The organism is Nocardia aurea (genome assembly GCF_003123685.1).
Taxonomy (GTDB): domain Bacteria; phylum Actinomycetota; class Actinomycetes; order Mycobacteriales; family Mycobacteriaceae; genus Nocardia; species Nocardia aurea.
This window is the reverse complement of the sequence record NZ_QCYJ01000131.1, coordinates 85,140-102,861: the sequence shown is the minus strand read 5'-3', so window position 1 is coordinate 102,861 and position 17,722 is coordinate 85,140. Positions and strand designations below refer to the sequence as shown.

At 67.8% G+C, this 17,722-nt stretch carries 12 protein-coding genes and 1 tRNA gene; 4 read left to right on the top strand and 9 right to left on the bottom strand.

The features are described from left to right. Positions 1-46: 46 nt before the first annotated feature. The 4 genes from DAT37_RS35235 to amaB all read right to left on the bottom strand — a co-directional run bounded on the left by DAT37_RS35235 (position 47) and on the right by amaB (position 7,332). Positions 47-2,482, bottom strand: coding sequence for a sensor histidine kinase (locus DAT37_RS35235; RefSeq protein ID WP_232840198.1), 2,436 nt, complete (start codon positions 2,480-2,482; stop codon positions 47-49). A gap of 141 nt (positions 2,483-2,623) precedes the next feature. After that, a complete protein-coding gene (locus tag DAT37_RS35230) occupies positions 2,624-4,651 on the bottom strand; it encodes a sensor histidine kinase (protein ID WP_232840197.1) in 2,028 nt (675 codons plus the stop codon). 1,026 nt (positions 4,652-5,677) lie between these two features. After that, positions 5,678-5,751 (bottom strand) — tRNA-Met (locus DAT37_RS35225). 51 nt (positions 5,752-5,802) lie between these two features. Continuing rightward, positions 5,803-7,332: an L-piperidine-6-carboxylate dehydrogenase gene (gene amaB, locus DAT37_RS35220; RefSeq protein ID WP_109529256.1), complete on the bottom strand. Its 1,530-nt coding sequence runs from the start codon at positions 7,330-7,332 to the stop codon at positions 5,803-5,805. 97 nt (positions 7,333-7,429) lie between these two features. Between amaB and DAT37_RS35215 the strand changes: the two genes are divergently transcribed. Both DAT37_RS35215 and lat read left to right on the top strand, forming a co-directional pair. Next, on the top strand, positions 7,430-7,882 hold the full coding sequence (locus DAT37_RS35215; RefSeq protein WP_109529255.1) for an Lrp/AsnC family transcriptional regulator: 453 nt from the start codon (positions 7,430-7,432) through the stop codon (positions 7,880-7,882). A 64-nt stretch (positions 7,883-7,946) separates the two neighbouring features. Beyond that, positions 7,947-9,296, top strand: a complete 1,350-nt coding sequence (gene lat, locus DAT37_RS35210) for an L-lysine 6-transaminase (protein ID WP_109529254.1) — start codon at positions 7,947-7,949, stop codon at positions 9,294-9,296. Positions 9,297-9,362: 66 nt separating this feature from the next. Here lat and DAT37_RS35205 read toward each other — a convergent pair whose 3' ends face one another. After that, positions 9,363-9,701: a hypothetical protein gene (locus tag DAT37_RS35205; protein ID WP_109529253.1), complete on the bottom strand. Its 339-nt coding sequence runs from the start codon at positions 9,699-9,701 to the stop codon at positions 9,363-9,365. A 262-nt stretch (positions 9,702-9,963) separates the two neighbouring features. On the opposite strand from DAT37_RS35205, the gene DAT37_RS35200 reads away from it, so the two are divergent. Next, the gene (locus DAT37_RS35200) at positions 9,964-12,135 is read left to right on the top strand and encodes a protein kinase domain-containing protein (RefSeq protein ID WP_109529252.1); all 2,172 of its coding nucleotides are present in this window, start codon (positions 9,964-9,966) and stop codon (positions 12,133-12,135) included. Between the two features lie 63 nt (positions 12,136-12,198). On the opposite strand, the gene DAT37_RS35195 is transcribed toward DAT37_RS35200, so the two are convergent. From DAT37_RS35195 to DAT37_RS35185, 3 genes are all read right to left on the bottom strand, one after another. After that, a complete protein-coding gene (locus tag DAT37_RS35195; RefSeq protein WP_109529271.1) occupies positions 12,199-13,137 on the bottom strand; it encodes a patatin-like phospholipase family protein in 939 nt (312 codons plus the stop codon). A gap of 117 nt (positions 13,138-13,254) precedes the next feature. Beyond that, positions 13,255-15,051, bottom strand: coding sequence for an acetyl/propionyl/methylcrotonyl-CoA carboxylase subunit alpha (locus tag DAT37_RS35190; RefSeq protein WP_109529251.1), 1,797 nt, complete (start codon positions 15,049-15,051; stop codon positions 13,255-13,257). A 209-nt stretch (positions 15,052-15,260) separates the two neighbouring features. After that, entirely contained in the window at positions 15,261-16,166 is a 906-nt protein-coding gene (locus DAT37_RS35185) for a sulfurtransferase (protein WP_109529250.1), read from the bottom strand. 169 nt (positions 16,167-16,335) lie between these two features. Between DAT37_RS35185 and DAT37_RS35180 the strand changes: the two genes are divergently transcribed. Next, complete coding sequence (locus tag DAT37_RS35180) at positions 16,336-17,133, top strand: helix-turn-helix transcriptional regulator (RefSeq protein ID WP_109529249.1); 798 nt, start codon at positions 16,336-16,338, stop codon at positions 17,131-17,133. Here DAT37_RS35180 and DAT37_RS35175 read toward each other — a convergent pair. Further along, positions 17,056-17,709 (bottom strand): Maf family protein, encoded by a 654-nt coding sequence (locus DAT37_RS35175; RefSeq protein ID WP_109529248.1) that lies wholly within the window; start codon positions 17,707-17,709, stop codon positions 17,056-17,058. The genes DAT37_RS35180 and DAT37_RS35175 overlap by 78 nt on opposite strands. Positions 17,710-17,722 lie beyond the last annotated feature (13 nt).

Below are 17,722 nucleotides of genomic sequence, written 5' to 3'. Positions count from 1 at the left end.
GACATCGGGCAGTCGCTCGATGAGATCGTCGAGCAACCAGTCGAGGCTACGGGGCTTGGAGGTTGTCACCGGCACCTTCTTGTCGATCGGACTGCTTTGCTGAATTGTCGATTTCGACACGATTGAGTCGGCCCTGGCGGGTACCGCTCTCGATCGCCGACATCAGATTGCGCGCTTCGTCGGCGGAACGCGGTCGTGGCATCGTCACGGACCTGGTCTTCTTGGCCGCCGACTCGGCCGCGGCCTCCTCGGCGGCGCGCCTGCGCCGAGGAAGTGCTGGTTTCTCCCCGCCGCTCGGCGGCATCGCTATCGTCCGTTCTGTATTGGCCATACCCGCGGTGACCGTCGAGACCGCCGCGGGCGCGAAACTCGGCTGCGGTGGCGGAGGCGCGATCGCGGGCCTGCGTTCCACGGGTTCGTCATCGGAGCCGGTGGCGATCAGTGCCGTCGGCACCAGGACGATCGCCTTGATGCCACCGTAGTCGGATTCGGCCAGTCGCACCGAGATCCCGTGGCGCTGTGACAGTTTCGCGACCACGAACAGTCCGAGCCTGGCGTCGGTCGACAACGCGGCCACGCTGAAGTCCGGCGGCTCGGTCAGCAACGCGTTGCGTTCGGCCAGTTCGGTCGTCGACATACCGAGACCCTGGTCGGCGATCTCCAGCGCGACACCTCTGCCGACCTGATTACCCGAGATCGAGACCCGCGACTGCGGCGGTGAGAAGGCGGTGGCGTTATCGGTGAGTTCGGCGAGCAGGTGGATGAGGTCGGCCACCGCGCCGCCGGTGATCCGCAGTTCGGGCAGCTTGCCCGTATTGATCCGGGTGTAGTCAAGACTCTCGGCCACGGCGCTGCGCACGACGTCGATCAGTGGCACCGGATTGCGCCAGCGCCGACCGGGTTTCTCGCCGCCGAGGATGATCAGGTTCTCGGCGTTGCGCCGCGAGCGGGTCGCCAGGTGGTCGAGCTGGAACAGGACGTCGAGTTTGCTCGCGTTCTCTTCCTCGCGCTCGGCCCGGTCGAGCAGCGCGAGCTGGCGGTGCACCATGACCTGGCTGCGATGGGCGATATTGAGGAAGACCGCGTTCACGCCCTCCCTGGTCTTGGCCTCGGCGACGGCGGCGACGACGGCGGCGGCGTGGGCGCGGTTGAACGCGTCGGCGACCTGGCCGATCTCGTCGGTGCCGAAGTCGAGCGGAGCCAGATCGGCGTCCTCGTCGAGTTCGCGGCCAGAACTGAGTCTCTTGATGGCCTCGGGCAGGCGCTGGTCGGCCAGTTCCAAGGTCTCGCGGCGCAGCCTGCGCATCCGGCGGATGAGTCGATTGGCCAGGAACAGCGCGGCGACGAAGGCCAGCAGCGTGACGAGGCCGACCGCGATACCGCCGTAGAGGGAGTTGGACGCGGTCTCCTCGCCGGAGGCCATGGCGTTGCGGTGCGCTTCGCGGCTCTGGGCTTCCCAGAGTTTGAGCAGATCCGAACGCACATGCGCGGCGACGGTTCCCCATTCGGCGAAGCCGAGCGGCAACGCGTTCGCCTGCGCCGAGTTGGCCGACGATCCGCTCGTCGAGTTACTCGTGGAGTTGCTCGACGAATTACTCGTCGATCCGCTCGTCGAGTTCCGCCCGGCCGGGGCGTCGCTCTCCGGGGCGACCACGCCGCGGCGGATGACGGCATCCTCCATCGCGGTGAGTTGCTGCCAACTCTGTCCGTCCAGGACCGCCTTGAGCTGTGCCTTGCGATCACCGGTCAATGTGCCGGCGGCGAAGGCCATCTCACCGCGCGCGTCCCCGACGTAGCGAATGAATTCGGTGAGCTGTTCGGCGGAGAACTGATTGGTGAGCAGGCCGAGCGAACCGATCGAACCGGCTCGCGAAACCGCCTCGGCCGCCCGCAGCGGGTGGATCGCCTTGTACAGGTCGACCGCGATCTTGGCGTCCGGCGCGACCTCGGCGGCGAGCAGCGAACCCTGCACGATCGTGTCGATGACGGTACTGAAGGCGAGGAAGACCTGCTGGGGCGGCAGCGCCCGCGCGTCGATTCCGGCGCGAAGAATCGGAAGTTGTTCGTACAGTTCGGTGTAACCCTCGAGTTCCGACCTCAGGTCGGGACGAAGGAGTGCCGCGCTCTCACCCACGAGTTGCAGCGCGGCGAGCGCGTTGTCGGAATTCTTCCGCGTCGCCGCGATGTTCTCACCCACCGCGGGGTCGCCCGCCAGGAACAAGATCGAAGCGCCGCGCTCCAACTGGAAGGCCTCGATCATCAGGACCGACGGCTCGGTGGTCGCGCTGGCCAGTTCCGCCCAGTTCTCGGCGTCCTTGCCGTTGTTCACCAGGTAGACCGAAGCTCCGACACCGATGCCGAGCAGAGCGATACTCGGGATCAGCGCGATCGCGAGCAGCCGGGCGCGGACTCCGATAGGACCGTGTAGCTTTCCGCGCTTGATAGCTGTGGTCAAGGTATCGAGGAACTTGCTGTCAAACACCGGTAATCGAGCCTACCTCTGGGCGTTCCCGCCCTCTTGCGACCGGTCGACGGGGACCGGAAACCGGTGTGGCACCGGTTGTATCCCGAGCCACCCTAACGATTGAAGTCACGGTTGCGCAACAAAATGGAAGAGTCAGGTTTAATTTCCTCGCACATCCAGAGGCCCTCGGGAGAGCGTTCGTCGTGGGGTTTCGGTGCGTTCGGGGATCTCGTCAGCGCCCGCGACCAGGGTCGTCGGGATGAGGACGATCGCTCGCACGCCGCCGTAGTCGGATTTGCCCAGCCGCACCGAGATGCCGTGACGGGTCGCCAGCATGGCGATGACGAACAGACCGAGGTGCGCGTCGCTCGACAGCGCTGCCAGCCCGAAACTCGGCGGGTCGGCCAGCATCGCGTTCCGCTCGTCGAATTCGGCATCGGACATACCGAGCCCCTGGTCGGTGATCTCGAGCACGACACCCTTGCCCACCGATTGCCCCGACACGCTCACCCGGGTCTCGGCCGGTGAGAAGGCGGTCGCGTTGTCGGTGAGTTCGGCGATGAGGTGGATGAGGTCGGCGACCGCGCCGCCGACGATCCGGATATCGGGAACCCGCCCGGTATGGATCCGGGCGTAGTCCAGACTTTCTGCTACCGCGCCGCGCACCACGTCGATGAGCGGAACCGGGGTGCGCCAGCGTCGGCCCGGCTGCTCGCCGCCGAGGATGATGAGATTCTCGGCGTTGCGGCGGGCGCGGGTGGCGAGATGGTCGAGCTGGAACAGGGTGTCGAGTTTGCCCGGATCTTCCTCGTCGTTCTCGGCACGGTCGAGTAGCGCGAGCTGGCGGTGCACCATGACCTGGCTGCGACGAGCGATATTGAGGAAGACGGCCTTGACACCCGCGCGCGTCTTGGATTCGGCGACAACCGCCGCGACGGCCGCGCTGTGCGCGCGATTGAACGCGTCGGCGACATGGCCGATCTCGTCGGCGCCGAAATCCAGCGGCGTGAGGGCGGCCTCCCGGTCGATGTCACGACCGTCGTTGAGCCAGCGGATGGTTTCGGGCAACCGCTCCTCGGCGAGTGCGAGGGTCTCCTGACGCAGTCGGCGCATCCGGCCGATCAGGCGGTTGGCCAGGAACAGCGCGGCGAGGAAGACCAGCACGGTGATGGCGAGAATCGCCGCACCGCCGTAGGCCGATCTTTCCGCGCGGTCCTCACCGGCGGTCGTCGCGTCGGCCTGGCTGTCGCGGCACAGATCGACCCACAACCGTGCCAGTGCCGCACTCACCGAAGTGGCGGCCGTCTGCCATCCGACCGCGGCTTCGTCGTCGGGCACCTCCTCGGAATCCACCACGCCGCGTCGGAGCATCGCGTCTTCCATCGCGACGATCCGGCGACGCTCCGGTCCCTCGGTGATGGCCGCGAACTGGTCCGCGCGGGGACCGGAGACAGCGGAGGCCACCGTGGCCAGCTGAGCCCGTGAATCACCCACGTACCGGGTCAGATCCGCGAGTTGCGCGCCGGTGAGCCGGTCGGTGACCCGGGCGACAGCGCCGACCGCGGCCGCGCGCGAGATCGATTCGCTCGCGCGCAGCAGGAGCATGGCCTGGTACAGGCCGGTCGCGGCCTCGGCGTCCGGGGCGACCTCGGCGGCGAGCAGCGTCGCGGCGACGATGGTGTCGATGACCGTCGAATAGGCGGTGAACACCTGATCGGCGGGCACGGCGCGCGCGTCGATTCCCGAGCGCAGCGCGGGGAGCTGGCTGTAGAGCTGGTTGTAGCCGTCGATATCGCTCGACAGGTCGGGCCGCAGTGCCGAGGCCGCGTCACCCTGCGCCTGCACCGCCGCCAGGGCGGTATCGGAGTTCTTCCTCGCGACCGTGAGCGTGCCGGTGGCGAGTCGACTCCCGGCCAGGTACAGCACCGACGCACCGCGTTCGACCTGGAACGCCTCGACCATCTGGCGCGCCGGATCGGTTGTGGCGCTGGCGAGTTCGGCCCACTGCCCCGCTTTGCGCCCGTCCTTGATCAGGTAGACGGTCGCACCGGTGCCGATGCCGAGCAGGGCCAGACTCGGAATGAGGACGATCGCGAGCAGTCGGGTCCGTACACCGACCGTGCCGCGCGAACGCCCGCCCTCGGAACCTGCCGCTGTGTCACCACGAATGGAGTTGATACCTGACACCGATGTTCGATCCCCGCCTCTGAGGAATATCCGTCCACATAACTGCGAACGCCGAGCTGGTCGCCGGCTGCGCGACCGGCTGTGTGGGAAGTCACTCTATCCAGAGAAGTATCAGTTCACCAATAGAATTGGACACTCGAGACGTCGAGAGAGCGAACATCTCATCTGGGGTGGCGGAGTGCAACGGCGTTCTCGAGGGCGGAGAATACTGAGTCAATTGTTTCGGCCGTAACGATGTCTTCGCCTCGCCCGCGCTCACGGGCCCGCATCGGGAGCGGCCCGGTAGGTGGTGGACAGCGAACACGAGAATCGGTGTCCGCGCCGCTGACCCACATCGAGGACCTCGGTCGACGGCTTCGGAATCTGGTCGCGTGACCCGAGAGGCACGCGCTCTGGCCGGGATCCAGCGGCGCGGCAGTCACTGATTCCCGCGTCGCCGGGATGCTGCGGGAGCGCGGTACGACCCTCCGGATGCGTAACGGTTCAGGGAACGCTGTGATCGCGGGAACCGACGCGACCTCGGGTAATGCGTCGAGATACTCCGGTATTCGTTCGCAGCATCACGTGTCACGGACGAGGATTCATGTGCGCTGCTCGTCCGGCGGCGCACAGCGTCAGCTGTCCGCCCGGCGGGAGTCTGGCGGTGGCGGGAGTCTGGCGGTGGCGGGAGTCTGGCGGTGGCGGGGAAGACAGTCGAAGGTGACCTGGACCTGCTTGAGCGATGCCATTCTTCCACCGTATGCGCGCGTCACTACCGAGCTTTGATCGCCGACGAACTCGCAACACTCCGCTGGATCGACCGATCATGCAGTCCCGCAAAGGTATCCGCCGCCCGTACGGCAGCGTCCCTCGGGTTTCGAGGCGACGATCGGGATCGGTAACCGAGGACCCGGCATCAGAGGTCGAGGTCGCCACGCCGGTGTCGATGTCATCGAGCGGAGCGCGCCCGACACGGCTGAATCAACCGTGGAAATCATGGAAAAATGGTTCAGGCCGGAGAGAAAATCTCTCCGGCCTGAACTTTTGTAGCGGGGACAGGATTTGAACCTGCGACCTCTGGGTTATGAGCCCAGCGAGCTACCGAGCTGCTCCACCCCGCGTTGGGTAAGACCAACCCTACACGGGGGGTAGTGGAGCGCCTAATCGGCAGGTCAGCCGAACTTTATGCCCTGCGCGAGAGGTAGTTCGGCGGAGTAGTTGACGGTGTTCGTGGCGCGGCGCATGTACGCCTTCCACGAGTCCGAACCGGATTCGCGTCCGCCGCCGGTCTGCTTCTCGCCGCCGAACGCGCCGCCGATCTCCGCGCCGGAGGTGCCGATATTGACGTTGGCGATGCCGCAGTCCGAACCGTCGGCGGCCAGGAACCTTTCGGCCTCTCGTTGGTCGGTGGTGAAGATCGAGGACGAAAGTCCTTGCGGCACCGCGTTGTGCAGGGCGATGGCGTGCTCGAGCTCGTGGTAGGTGAGTACGTAGAGGATCGGAGCGAAGGTCTCCTCGCGCACCACCGCGGTCTGGGCGGGCATGCGCACGAGCGCCGGGCGCACGTAATGTCCGTTGTCGCCGAAGACCTCGACGCGCTCGCCGCCGCACACCAATTCGCCTTCGTCGGCGAGCGCGCGTTCCAGCGCGATGCGCATGTTGTCGTGGGCGGCCTGGTCGATCAGCGGTCCGACGAGCACGCCGTCGTCGAGCGGGTTGCCGACGCGCAGTTGCCGATACGCGCGCTCGATCAGGGCCGTCAACGGTCCGGCGACGTCGGCGTGCACGATCAGTCTTCGCAGCGTGGTGCACCGCTGTCCCGCGGTGCCCGCCGCGGCGAAAACGATAGCGCGCGCGGCTAATTCGAGATCGGCGGAGGGGGTGACGATCGCCGCGTTGTTGCCCCCGAGTTCGAGCAGGCATCGACCGAAGCGCTGCGCGACCCGTGGCGCGACGATCCGGCCCATGCGCACCGAGCCGGTGGCGCTGACCAGGGCGACCCGCTCGTCGTCGACCAACTGGGCGCCGATCCTGGAGTCGCCCTGGATCAGCTGGTGCACTTCGGGATCGACGCCGACGTCGACGGCCGCGCGACGCAACAGGGTGTGGCAGGCCAGCGCGGTCAGCGGAGTCGTCTCCGACGGTTTCCACACCACCGTGTCACCGCACACCAGCGCCAGGGCCGTATTCCACGCCCACACCGCGACGGGGAAATTGAAGGCCGAGATCACCCCCACCACACCGAGCGGGTGCCAGGTCTCCATGAGTCGATGCCCCGGCCGCTCCGACGGCATGGTCCGGCCGTAGAGCTGGCGCGACAGACCGATGGCGAATTCGCAGATGTCGATCATCTCCTGGACCTCGCCGACCGCCTCCGCGCCGATCTTGCCCGCCTCCAGCGTGACCAGCTCGCCGAGTTCGGTCTTGTGCGCGGTCAGCAGTTCGGCCAGCCGCCGCACCACGGCGGCGCGGCCGGGAGCGGGCACCGTGCGCCAAGCGTCGAACGCCGTCGCGGCGCGGGTGATCGCGGCGTGGGCCTGTTCCTCGGTGTCGGCCCGGATCGTCAGCAGTTGCCCGCCGGTGATGGGCGTGCGAACCGTGAGGTCGCCGGGATCCGGGATCTCGGCGCCGAACCCGCGCAGTAGCACGCGCGTCCGTTCGGCGAGTTCGGGGGTGAGCTGATCGCTGAGTGTCTGTGTCATCGCTTGCTCCGCTGCGCCTTTGGTGCTGCCATGTTGCCGGATGTGAACGAGTCGACGTTTCCGCCACGAGTAGCGTTCGCTGGGTTAGCCTTCCGTGATGGCGGATACACCGGCAAGACCCGTACTCGATGACATAGATCGCCTCTTGATTCGTGAACTGATGGCCGATGGTCGCGCCACCCTGTCGAACCTGGCCGAAAAGGCGAGCTTATCGGTCTCGGCGGTGCAATCGAGGGTGCGCAGGCTGGAGGCTCGCGGAGTGATTCGCGGCTATACCGCGCACGTCGATCCAGAGGCTCTCGGGCAACTGCTGTCCGCATTCGTCGCGATCACTCCTCTCGATCCGTCGCAACCCGACGACGCCCCCGCGGTGCTTCAGCACGTCCCCGGAATCGAGGCGTGCCACTCGGTAGCGGGTGACGAAAGTTACGTGTTGCTGGTGCGGGTGGCCTCCCCCCGGCACCTCGAGCAGTTGCTCCAGGAGATCAGGGCGACCGCCAACGTCAGGACTCGAAGTACCATCATTCTGCAGACATTCTACGATAAATAGCCGTTGACGCTAATTTATCCGCCTTTGTGTAGAGAAAGCGTAAATATTTCCGTACCCTACCGGTGTGACCATCGAACTGGAGCGCACCCGGACGGGCGGTGACACGACCCCGGTCACCCCCGCGACACGCGTACACGAGATCCTGTCGGCCCATATCCTCGCCGACGGATTCGACCTGGTGCTCGACCTACGGAAGTCCAGGGGCTGCCTGCTCGTCGACGAACGAGACGGCAGTACCTACCTGGATATGTTCGGCTTCTTCGCGTCCAACGCGTTGGGCATGAACCATCCGGCACTGGCCGAGGACGGTGAATTCCGCGAAGCCCTCACCACGGCGGCGCTGAACAAGCCGAGCAACTCCGACGTCTACACCGTCGAGATGGCCCGCTTCGTCGACACGTTCGCGCGTGTCCTCGGCGATCCGCGGCTCCCGCATCTGTTCTTCATCGACGGCGGCTCGCTCGCCGTGGAGAACGCGCTCAAGATCGCGTTCGACTGGAAGAGCAGGCATAACGAAGCCAATGGCCGATCGGCCGAACTCGGCACCAAGGTGGCCCACCTGACCGGCGCCTTCCACGGCCGCTCGGGCTACACCATGTCGCTGACCAATACCGATCCCGTCAAAACCGCGCGCTTCCCGAAATTCGACTGGCCCCGCATCGAGACCCCGTATCTGACCGACGACCGCGATATCGAGGCCGCCGAGGCGACCGCGCTCGCGCAGCTCGGCCGCGCCTTCGCCGAAAACCCGCACGACATAGCGTGTTTCATCGCGGAACCGATCCAGGGCGAAGGCGGGGACCGGCACATGCGCCCGGAATTCCTGCTGGCCGCGCAGCGGTTGTGCCACGACAACGATGCCCTGTTCATCGTCGACGAGGTGCAGACCGGGGTCGGCATGACCGGAACCACCTGGGCCTACCAGCAGTTGGGGCTCGAACCCGACGTGGTCGCCTTCGGCAAGAAGACCCAGGTCTGCGGTGTGATGGCGGGCGGACGCGTCGACGAGGTGCCCGACAACGTGTTCGCGGTCGGCTCCCGGCTCAACTCGACCTGGGGCGGCAACCTCACCGATATGGTTCGTACCCGCCGCATCCTCGAGGTGATGGAACGCGATCACCTCGTCGACGGGGTCGCACCGCTGGGCGCGCACCTGCTCGAACGGCTGGAGAAGTTGGCCGCGGCGCATCCACGCGTCACCGAACCCAGGGGGCGCGGACTCATGTGCGCCATCACCCTGCCGTCGGCCCGGCTGCGCGACGAGATGGTGACCGCGCTGCGGGAACGCGAGCACATCATGATCCTCGGAACGGGGGAGCGCGGTATTCGCTTCCGGCCACCGCTCACCGTCACCGTCGAGGAGTTGGACACCGCCGTCGACGCCATAGAACGGGTGCTCGCGACAGTCGACTGAGACTGTCGCGACCGCTCGGACCCGGAAGGCGCGCCTCCGGTGGCCGACGCCGTGGATCCCGGTGCTTCAGACCGGTCGAAGGCCGAGCGCGCCTTCGACGAAACGCCGCACCGTGGTCAGGCCGTCCTCCAACGCCGGTTCGTACCCTTGGCGCGCCCACCCGGTGATCCGCGCCGACCCGTCCGCCGCGGGGGTGGCGCCGACCTCGGCGACCATCTCGGCCGTCGTCGGCTCGCATACCGCCCAGGAGTAGTGGGTCTCGTTGTCCCACTGGGCTGTTCGCGTGGTGACGTAATCCGGATCGGTGATGCCGCCCGTCGCGAGGGCCGGACGGTCGTCGATGCGGTCGTCGGCGCGCATCGCCCGCAGGTACCAGCTGCCCGCGTTGATCTCGATGGGTTCCATCAGCCTCTCCCGGTGTCGATACGCACCGGTGGTTTTTCGTCCACGAGGCAAGGCTAGCGCGGCCCCCGACACCGTGACCGAGGCGACGTCGGGCAGGTCACACGGTTCGTGCTGTTCGCCGGGCCCGGGCGAGGCTAGGCTCCAAGTGGGGCCGGGGAGTACGGCGGCAATGCCGTGAACTGGTCTTTCGTTGGCGCGCTCGGACATTCGCGAGCCGGATCGGCTCCAGCGGCGCACGTCAACGGTGACTGGGAGGTTCGCGATGGGCGACGCTCGGTTCGGTCGCTACCGGCTGCAACGGCTGCTCGGCAAGGGCGGAATGGGCCAGATCTGGCTCGCGCGCGACCCGGAAGAGCGACGGGTCGCGCTGAAACTGCTGCCGCCGGAACTCGCCGCCGACGCGAGCTACCGCATCCGCTTCGAGCGGGAAGCCGAACTCGCGGCGGCGCTGCGTGATCCGCACCTGGTGTCGATCCATCGGCACGGTGAGGTCGACGGTCGGCTGTTCATCGATATGGAATACATCGAGGGCACCGATCTGGAAGCCAGGCTGGCCGCGGGCGGGCCGATGGCCGCGCCCGAGGCCGTCGACATCCTGGCCCAGGTAGCCGCGGCGCTGGACACCGCGCACCGGGCCGGACTCGTCCACCGGGACGTGAAACCGTCCAACATTCTCGTGCGACCGGACGGATTCACCTATCTGATCGACTTCGGCATCGCCCAGCGGGCGGGGCAGACGGGCGTCACCGCGGCCGGATTCGCCATCGGCACCTGCGCGTACATGGCTCCCGAACGCTTCAACGGCAAGGCCGACGCCCGCACCGACGTCTACTCGCTGGCCTGCGTGCTCTACGAATGCCTGACCGGGCAGCGCCCCTACGGCGACGCCGACCCGGCCCAGCAGATGCACGCGCACCTCATGATCGCCCCACCCCGCGCGTCGACCGTCGACCCGACGATCACACCGGCACTCGACGCCGTCATCGCCCGCGCGATGTCGAAGGAACCGGCGAACCGCCACCGGAGCGCGGGCGAATTCGCCCGTGCGGCTCGGGCCGCCATCGGCCACTCGCCCGGACCGGCTCCCGCGCCCGCCGGGCAGCCTTCGGTTGCCGCGCCTGCCGGGCAGCCTTCGGTTCCCGCGCCGACCCGGCCGCCTTCGGGTGCGGTGGCCGATGCCTCACCCTTCGCCCCCTCGGCCGCGTCCGACCCCGCGACAGCGGGGGAATCGGAGCGGGGCGCGACCGAGAAATACCCACGCGCCCGGCGGCATCCCGGCGTCGAACTGTCTTCGGGCGTGTTCAACGGTGAATCCGGAGTGGCGGGTGTCCCTCGCGCGTCCGCGCGCGAGGAGGGAAACCCGCAGCCGAGCGACGGTCCATCGCCCGGGTCCACGTCGGCTGGAGCACCGTCGGGAATCCTCGCGGACGATCCCGCCCGGGTTCCGTCGCCGACGAAGATCATCACCGAGGCGCCGACCCCGACGCGGGTGGACCCACGCCCGCTGCCGCCCGTGCGCCACGATCCCACACCGGCGCAGCGGTATCCGGTGGACGAGACGCCGGGGCCCGAGCCGACGAAGGTGATGCCCGCCCCGGGACCGACGCCGACCAGGGTGGAGACCCGCCTCGATCCGGCCGCCGGTGCCGCGCTCGCCGCGAGCTATCGGCCCGTTCCGGCGGTGTACCAGCCGAATCCGTATTTCCGTCCACCGGTCCGGCCCGCTCCGCCGGTGCCTCGCCCGTACACGCGCCGCCCGCCCGCGGCCAGGAGTCAGTGGGGTGCGGTGCGGTGGCCGTCACGGGGACCGGTGCCGGTGGCCCCGCCACGGCGTCCGGCGCCGCGTCGCCGGGTGCCGAAGCGGCGGCGCGGTGGGGTGCTGAGGAAGGTGATCGGCGCGCTGGTCGTGATCTTCTTGGCCCCCTTCGCCTTCGCGGCGGGGTGTTTCGCGCTCATCGCGGGCGGCAGTTCGGGCGGCTCGGACAGCGCGCGCCCGCCCGCCGTCGCCGACGAGAATCCGGGATCGGGTTCGGGTGGTTCCGGCCCCGCACCGGCGGGCGCGGCGGTCCGGGACGGCAAATTCGAGTTCGCGGTGACCGGCATCGAATCCGGTGTCGGCCGTGTCGGACTGCAATCCCCGAAGGGCACCTACCTCGTCGTCACGCTCGCGGTGCGCAATATCTCCGACGAGACGAAATGGTTCCTGCCGTTCGGGCAGAAACTGGTCGACAGCCGGTCCCGCGCCCTCGACCACGACACCACCGCTACCGCATGGCAAACACTCGGGCACGGCCAGGGCTACTCGTTCGAACTGGCTCCCGGCGCGTCCGGAACCACCCAATTGGTCTTCGACATCCCCTCGGACGCGACCCCGAACCACCTCGAACTCCACGATTTCGTCCTGTCCGACGGTGTCTCGGTCTTCCTCTGGTGACCGCCCACACGACCGCGCCCGGGGCCGGACGGAAACCGTCCGCCGCGTCGTAGCCCAGTCGACTCAGGCCGCGGCCACGATGGCGCCGAGGGTGGCGTGGGTAGCGCGCCGACCGATTTCGATGGCCGTCGTGAGCAGGTCGGTATCGCGGCAGGCGCTGTCGATATCGGGGGAGCCGACGGGGGGATGGATCTGGAGGGCGGCGGTGGTCAGCGCCGCGGTGAAGCGGTCCTCCGCGCCCTGCTGACCGGTGCGGGCCAACCACGCCCGGTACGCGCCGGGAGCCCGAAGCCGCAGGTAGCCGCCGCCGACGATCTGGTGCAGGCGGGAGGCGGGCGGGCGGTGCTCGTCGAGGCGTCGGGTCCGCAGGATCAGCGAATGGGTCGCGCCGTCGCGGACCGCGAGACGGATCGGCACCGACTCGGCGAGACCGCCGTCGAAATACCGCGATGATCCGAGTGCGACGGGCGGTCCGGCCAGAATCGGCAGACCGGCCGAGGCGCGCAGGGCGGTTTGCAAGGTGGCCTGGTCCACGATGTGCGGGTGCAGGTCCACCGCCAGCCCGGTGCGGATATCGGTGGCGACCGGGTGGAAGGTCGTGGGATTGGCGAGGATCGCCGGGAAGTCCATCGGCTCGATACCCTCGTACACCTGGTGCACGAGCCAGCGCAGATCGAAGGCGGGACGTCCGCGCAACATCCTGGCCGGATATACGGTGCCGCGCATGATGTCGGGATCGGTCCACGTCCGCATCCCGGGCACGACCCGGCCGGACAGGAACCACGCGCCGTTCAACGCCCCCGCCGACGTGCCGTACACGGCGTCGAAAACCCCCGAGAGCCCGAGTTCTTCCAGCGCCTGCACCATGCCGCCGGCGTACACGCCGCGGCTGCCGCCACCTTCGATGACGAGCACCAGGCGGTGTCCGTCTGCCCGGCTCGCGGTATCCCGGCGGGCGCGGATCACCTCCGCCACGGTGGGCCCGATCGACGAACTGCTCACCGGCTCACGATACGACAGCGCCGCGAGCACCGCGCAGCGCCCGTCTCTCTAACCAGGGAAACGCGAAAGCGGGCGTGGACTCGAAAGTCCACGCCCGCTTTCGCTGTGACCTACGGCCTACTTGATCTCGGCCAGCACCGTGCCCTGGGTGATGGCGGCGCCCGCCTCCACCGACAGCCCGGTGACCACGCCCGCCTTGTGCGCGTTGACCGGGTTCTCCATCTTCATGGCCTCGAGCACCACGATGAGATCGCCCGCCTCGACGGACTGGCCCTCTTCGACGGCGACCTTGACCACGGTGCCCTGCATCGGCGCGGTGACCGAGTCACCGGAGGCCGCGGCACCACCCGCGCCACCGCGCTTACGCGGCTTGGGCTTCTTGCGGATGACACCGGTGCCGTTACCGCCCGCACCGCCGCCGACGGAGAAGCTGCCCGGCAGCGAGACCTCGACGCGACGGCCGCTGACCTCGACCACGACCTTCTGGCGCGGCAGATCGTCGTCCTCGTCCTCGGTCGCACCGGCCGGGGTGTACGGCTCGACCGAGTTGACCCACTCGTTTTCGATCCACTTCGTGTAGACGTCGAACTTCTCGCCGTCACCGATGAACGCCGGATCCTCGACGATCGCCCGGTGGAACGGGATGACCGTGGCCAGACCCTCGACCTCGAACTCGGCGAGCGCGCGCCGGGCCCGCTCGAGCGCCTGGGTGCGGTTCTCGCCGGTGACGATCAGTTTGGCCAGCATCGAGTCGAACTGCCCGCCGATGACGCTGCCCTGCACCACACCGGAATCGACGCGCACGCCGGGGCCGGTGGGCTCGCGATACACCGAGACCGGGCCGGGGGCGGGCAGGAAGCCGCGGCCCGCGTCCTCGCCGTTGATGCGGAATTCGAAGGAGTGTCCGCGCGGGGTCGGGTCCTCGGTGATGGACAGTTCGTGACCCTCGGCGATACGGAACTGCTGACGCACCAGGTCGATGCCCGCGGTCTCCTCGGTGACCGGGTGCTCGACCTGCAGGCGGGTGTTCACCTCGAGGAACGACACGGTGTCGCCCTGCACGAGGTATTCCACGGTGCCCGCGCCGTAGTAACCGGCCTCCTTGCAGATGGCCTTGGCCGAGGCGTGGATGCGCGCGCGCTGATCGTCGGTGAGGAACGGCGCGGGCGCCTCCTCGACCAGTTTCTGGAACCGGCGCTGCAACGAGCAGTCACGGGTGCCCGCGACCACGACATTGCCGTGCTGGTCGGCGATGACCTGGGCCTCGACGTGGCGGGCCTTGTCCAGGTACTGCTCGACGAAGCATTCGCCGCGACCGAAGGCGGCGACCGCCTCGCGGGTGGCCGATTCGAAGAGTTCGGGGATCTCCGCGATGGTGTGGGCGACCTTCATGCCGCGCCCGCCACCGCCGAAGGCGGCCTTGATCGCGACCGGAACGCCGTACTGCTCGGCGAACGCGACGACCTCGTCGGCGTTCTTGACCGGGTCCTTGGTGCCCGCCGCCATCGGGGCCTTGGCCCGCTCGGCGATATGGCGCGCGGTGACCTTGTCGCCGAGGTCGCGAATCGACTGCGGGGAGGGGCCGATCCAGATCAGCCCGGCGTCGATGACGGCCTGGGCGAAGTCGGCGTTCTCGGAGAGGAATCCGTAGCCGGGGTGGATGGCGTCCGCGCCGGATTTGGCGGCGGCGTCGAGGATCTTGTCGAAGACGAGGTACGACTCGGCCGAGGTCTGACCGCCCAAGGCGAACGCCTCGTCGGCGAGCTTGACGAAGGGGGCTTCGGCGTCCGGTTCCGCGTAGACCGCGACACTGCCGATTCCGGCATCCTTGGCCGCCCGGATCACGCGCACGGCGATCTCGCCTCTGTTAGCTACGAGTACCTTCGTGATCCGCGCGCTGGCATGGCTGGGCACTGAGCCTCCTGGTTTGCAATCTTCTGGTCGCTTCGCGGGGGTGGGTTGCTGCGCAGGCTCCATTTCCCGTGGTCGACAATTAACGTCTCGGGCGAGTGTAGGCAGTCTGTCAACAGACGCGGAACCCGGATGTACCTACTGGGCAGTAGGTCGTGGATCACAGTGCTGTTTCCGATGTGAGATACGCCCTGGTCCGGCCGGTTTCGGTGTTAACGCTGCCGACTACGTCGCGCGGGGGTGACCGGCGCCTCACCGGGCTGCTCGCCGGTGGCGATCGGTAGTCGTACCGAGTTGCCCCATTCGGCCCAGGAGCCGTCGTAGTTGCGGACCGTCTCGTAGCCGAGCAGATAGGTCAGCACGAACCAGCTGTGGCTCGACCGCTCGCCGACGCGGCTGTAGACGACGACATCGTCGCGGCCGTCGAGCGCCTCGTAGATCTCGTCCAGTTCGGCGCGGGAACGGAACCGGCTGTGTGTGGTCGTCGACCGGGTCCACGGGATGTTGACCGCGGTCGGGATATGCCCGCCGCGCAGCGCCGCCTCCCCGGGCTCGGGGTCGGCCTCGCCCGAGTACTCGCCCGGCGAGCGCACGTCGACGATCGGCTTGCCCAGGTGGATCAACACGTCGTCACGGAAGGCGCGGGCCGAGGTGTCGTCGCGGCGCACCGTCGGATACTCGGAGCGGGCGGGGTAGGCGGGTTCGAAGGTGGTGTCGCGTTCCTCGGAGATCCACTTCTCGCGTCCGCCGTCGAGCAGTCGCACATCCTGGTGACCGAACAGCGTGAACAGCCACAATGTGTGTGCCGCCTGCGCGTTGTTGCGGTCTCCGTAGATGACCACGGTATCCTCGCGCTCGATTCCCTTGGCGCGCATCAGCTCGGTGAATCGGGAGCCGTCGATATAGTCACGGGCGACCGGATCGCTCAGGTCGCCCCGCCAGTCGATCTTGACCGCACCGGGAACGTGGCCGATGTCATACAGAAGGATGTCTTCGTTGGACTCGATGATCTTGAGTCCCGGCGTGCCTATGTTTGCCGACAGCCACTCTGTGGTTACTAGTCGGTGTGGGTGTGCGTAGGAACCGAATGCGGGATGTGGGTCCGGAGCAACGGGCACGATGTTGAGTCCTTCACGCGAGGTAGACGGGCGGTTACAGCGGTTCGGGTAGCAGGGCGATGGTAAGTGTGGGGACGAAAGTGAAACTCGTTTCAGATCACGAATCGGCTGAATGGGCGAATAAATCGCACCCACATCCGATAAAGTCTCTCGGGAGGAGGGGTGAGCTATGTCCGATTCTTGGCCGCGACGTCGACTGCTCGCGATCCTACGTGGCGCCAGCGAACCTCTCGATGCCCAGGAACTGGCTCGCATCACCGGGCAGCACGTCACCACTGTCCGATTTCACCTCGATGTCCTGACCAAGGAATCCCTGGTAAGGCAATTCCAGCAGCCGCCACGCGGTCGCGGCCGTCCGCGTATCGGTTACAGCGCCGTCCAGCGATCTGTCGGCTATCAGGAATTGTCCCAGGTTCTCGCCGACCAGCTCGGTCCCGATCCTCGACGTCGTTCCGAGGCCGCCATCACCGCGGGCCGGGTCTGGGGCGCCAAACTGGACGCGGGTGACCACCCGGTGAAATCACTGGAGGACGCCAAGGACGTCACCGTGACACTGCTGTCCGAACTCGGCTTCGCACCCGAACGCGATCAGTCGGGTGAGCCCGATGACCAGGTACTCATCAAGATGACGGCGTGTCCGCTGCGCGATCTGGCGCGCACCCACTCCGAGGTGGTCTGCGGCGTCCATCTCGGTCTCATCAACGAAGTTCTCGATCGCAACGGTTCGCGCGGCGCGGTGAACGTGCGGTTGCAGCCGTTCGTGGAGCCCGAGCTGTGTGTCGTGCGCTTGGAACTCACGGCCGCGCGCCGCACCCTGGAGAATCGCGATGCGGCGGCTCCTGGGCGTGCCGAGGGCCCGCCGCTGAACGAACCGCCGCTGGCGCAGACCTCAGCCGGGCATGTCGGCGGCCCACAGTTGCGCAATGCCGACGCCGACATCGCCAAGCAGGCGGCGAAGCAGTGGTAGCCCGATACCGATGACACTCGACGGATCGCCGTCGATCCGGTCGACGAACCAGCCACCGCGCCCGTCCAAAGTGAACGCGCCCGCGACCTTCAACGGTTCCCCGCTGTCGATGTAGGCGTTCAGTTCCTCGGGCTCGGGTTTTCCGAAATGCACGGTGGTGGCGCTGCAATCCAGCGCCGAACCCACGATCTCACCGTCGCGCACGCGCAGTACGCAGTGTCCGGTGATCAGATCCGCGCTGCGGCCCGCCATGACGGCCCAGCGTGTCCGCGCGATCTCGGGGGTGTGCGGTTTGCCCTGGAGTTCGCCGTCGACCAGCAGCATCGAATCACAGCCCACGACGACGCTGTCCGCGCCGAGCTCGGCCGTTCCGGCGGCGAGGAATTCGGCCGCGACGGATTCGGCTTTGGCCCTTGCCAATTCGACGACGACCCGGTGCGGCGGTGTCCCCTCCGGCAGTGCGGCGGCGACGGCGTCCTCGTCCACGTCGGAAACGAGGACGACGGGTTCGATACCCGCCGAGCGGAGTACTTCCCGGCGCGCCGGGGACGCGGACGCGAGAACGAATCGCGTCACGGCCGCGCCCCGG

Excerpts from the sequence above, each read along its gene's own strand:
- amaB (WP_109529256.1), bottom strand. The coding sequence starts at position 7,332 with ATGACACAGACACTCAGCGATCAGCTCACCCCCGAACTCGCCGAACGG.
- DAT37_RS35215 (WP_109529255.1), top strand. The coding sequence starts at position 7,430 with ATGGCGGATACACCGGCAAGACCCGTACTCGATGACATAGATCGCCTC.
- DAT37_RS35205 (WP_109529253.1), bottom strand. The coding sequence starts at position 9,701 with ATGGAACCCATCGAGATCAACGCGGGCAGCTGGTACCTGCGGGCGATG.
- DAT37_RS35200 (WP_109529252.1), top strand. The coding sequence starts at position 9,964 with ATGGGCGACGCTCGGTTCGGTCGCTACCGGCTGCAACGGCTGCTCGGC.
- DAT37_RS35180 (WP_109529249.1), top strand. The coding sequence starts at position 16,336 with ATGTCCGATTCTTGGCCGCGACGTCGACTGCTCGCGATCCTACGTGGC.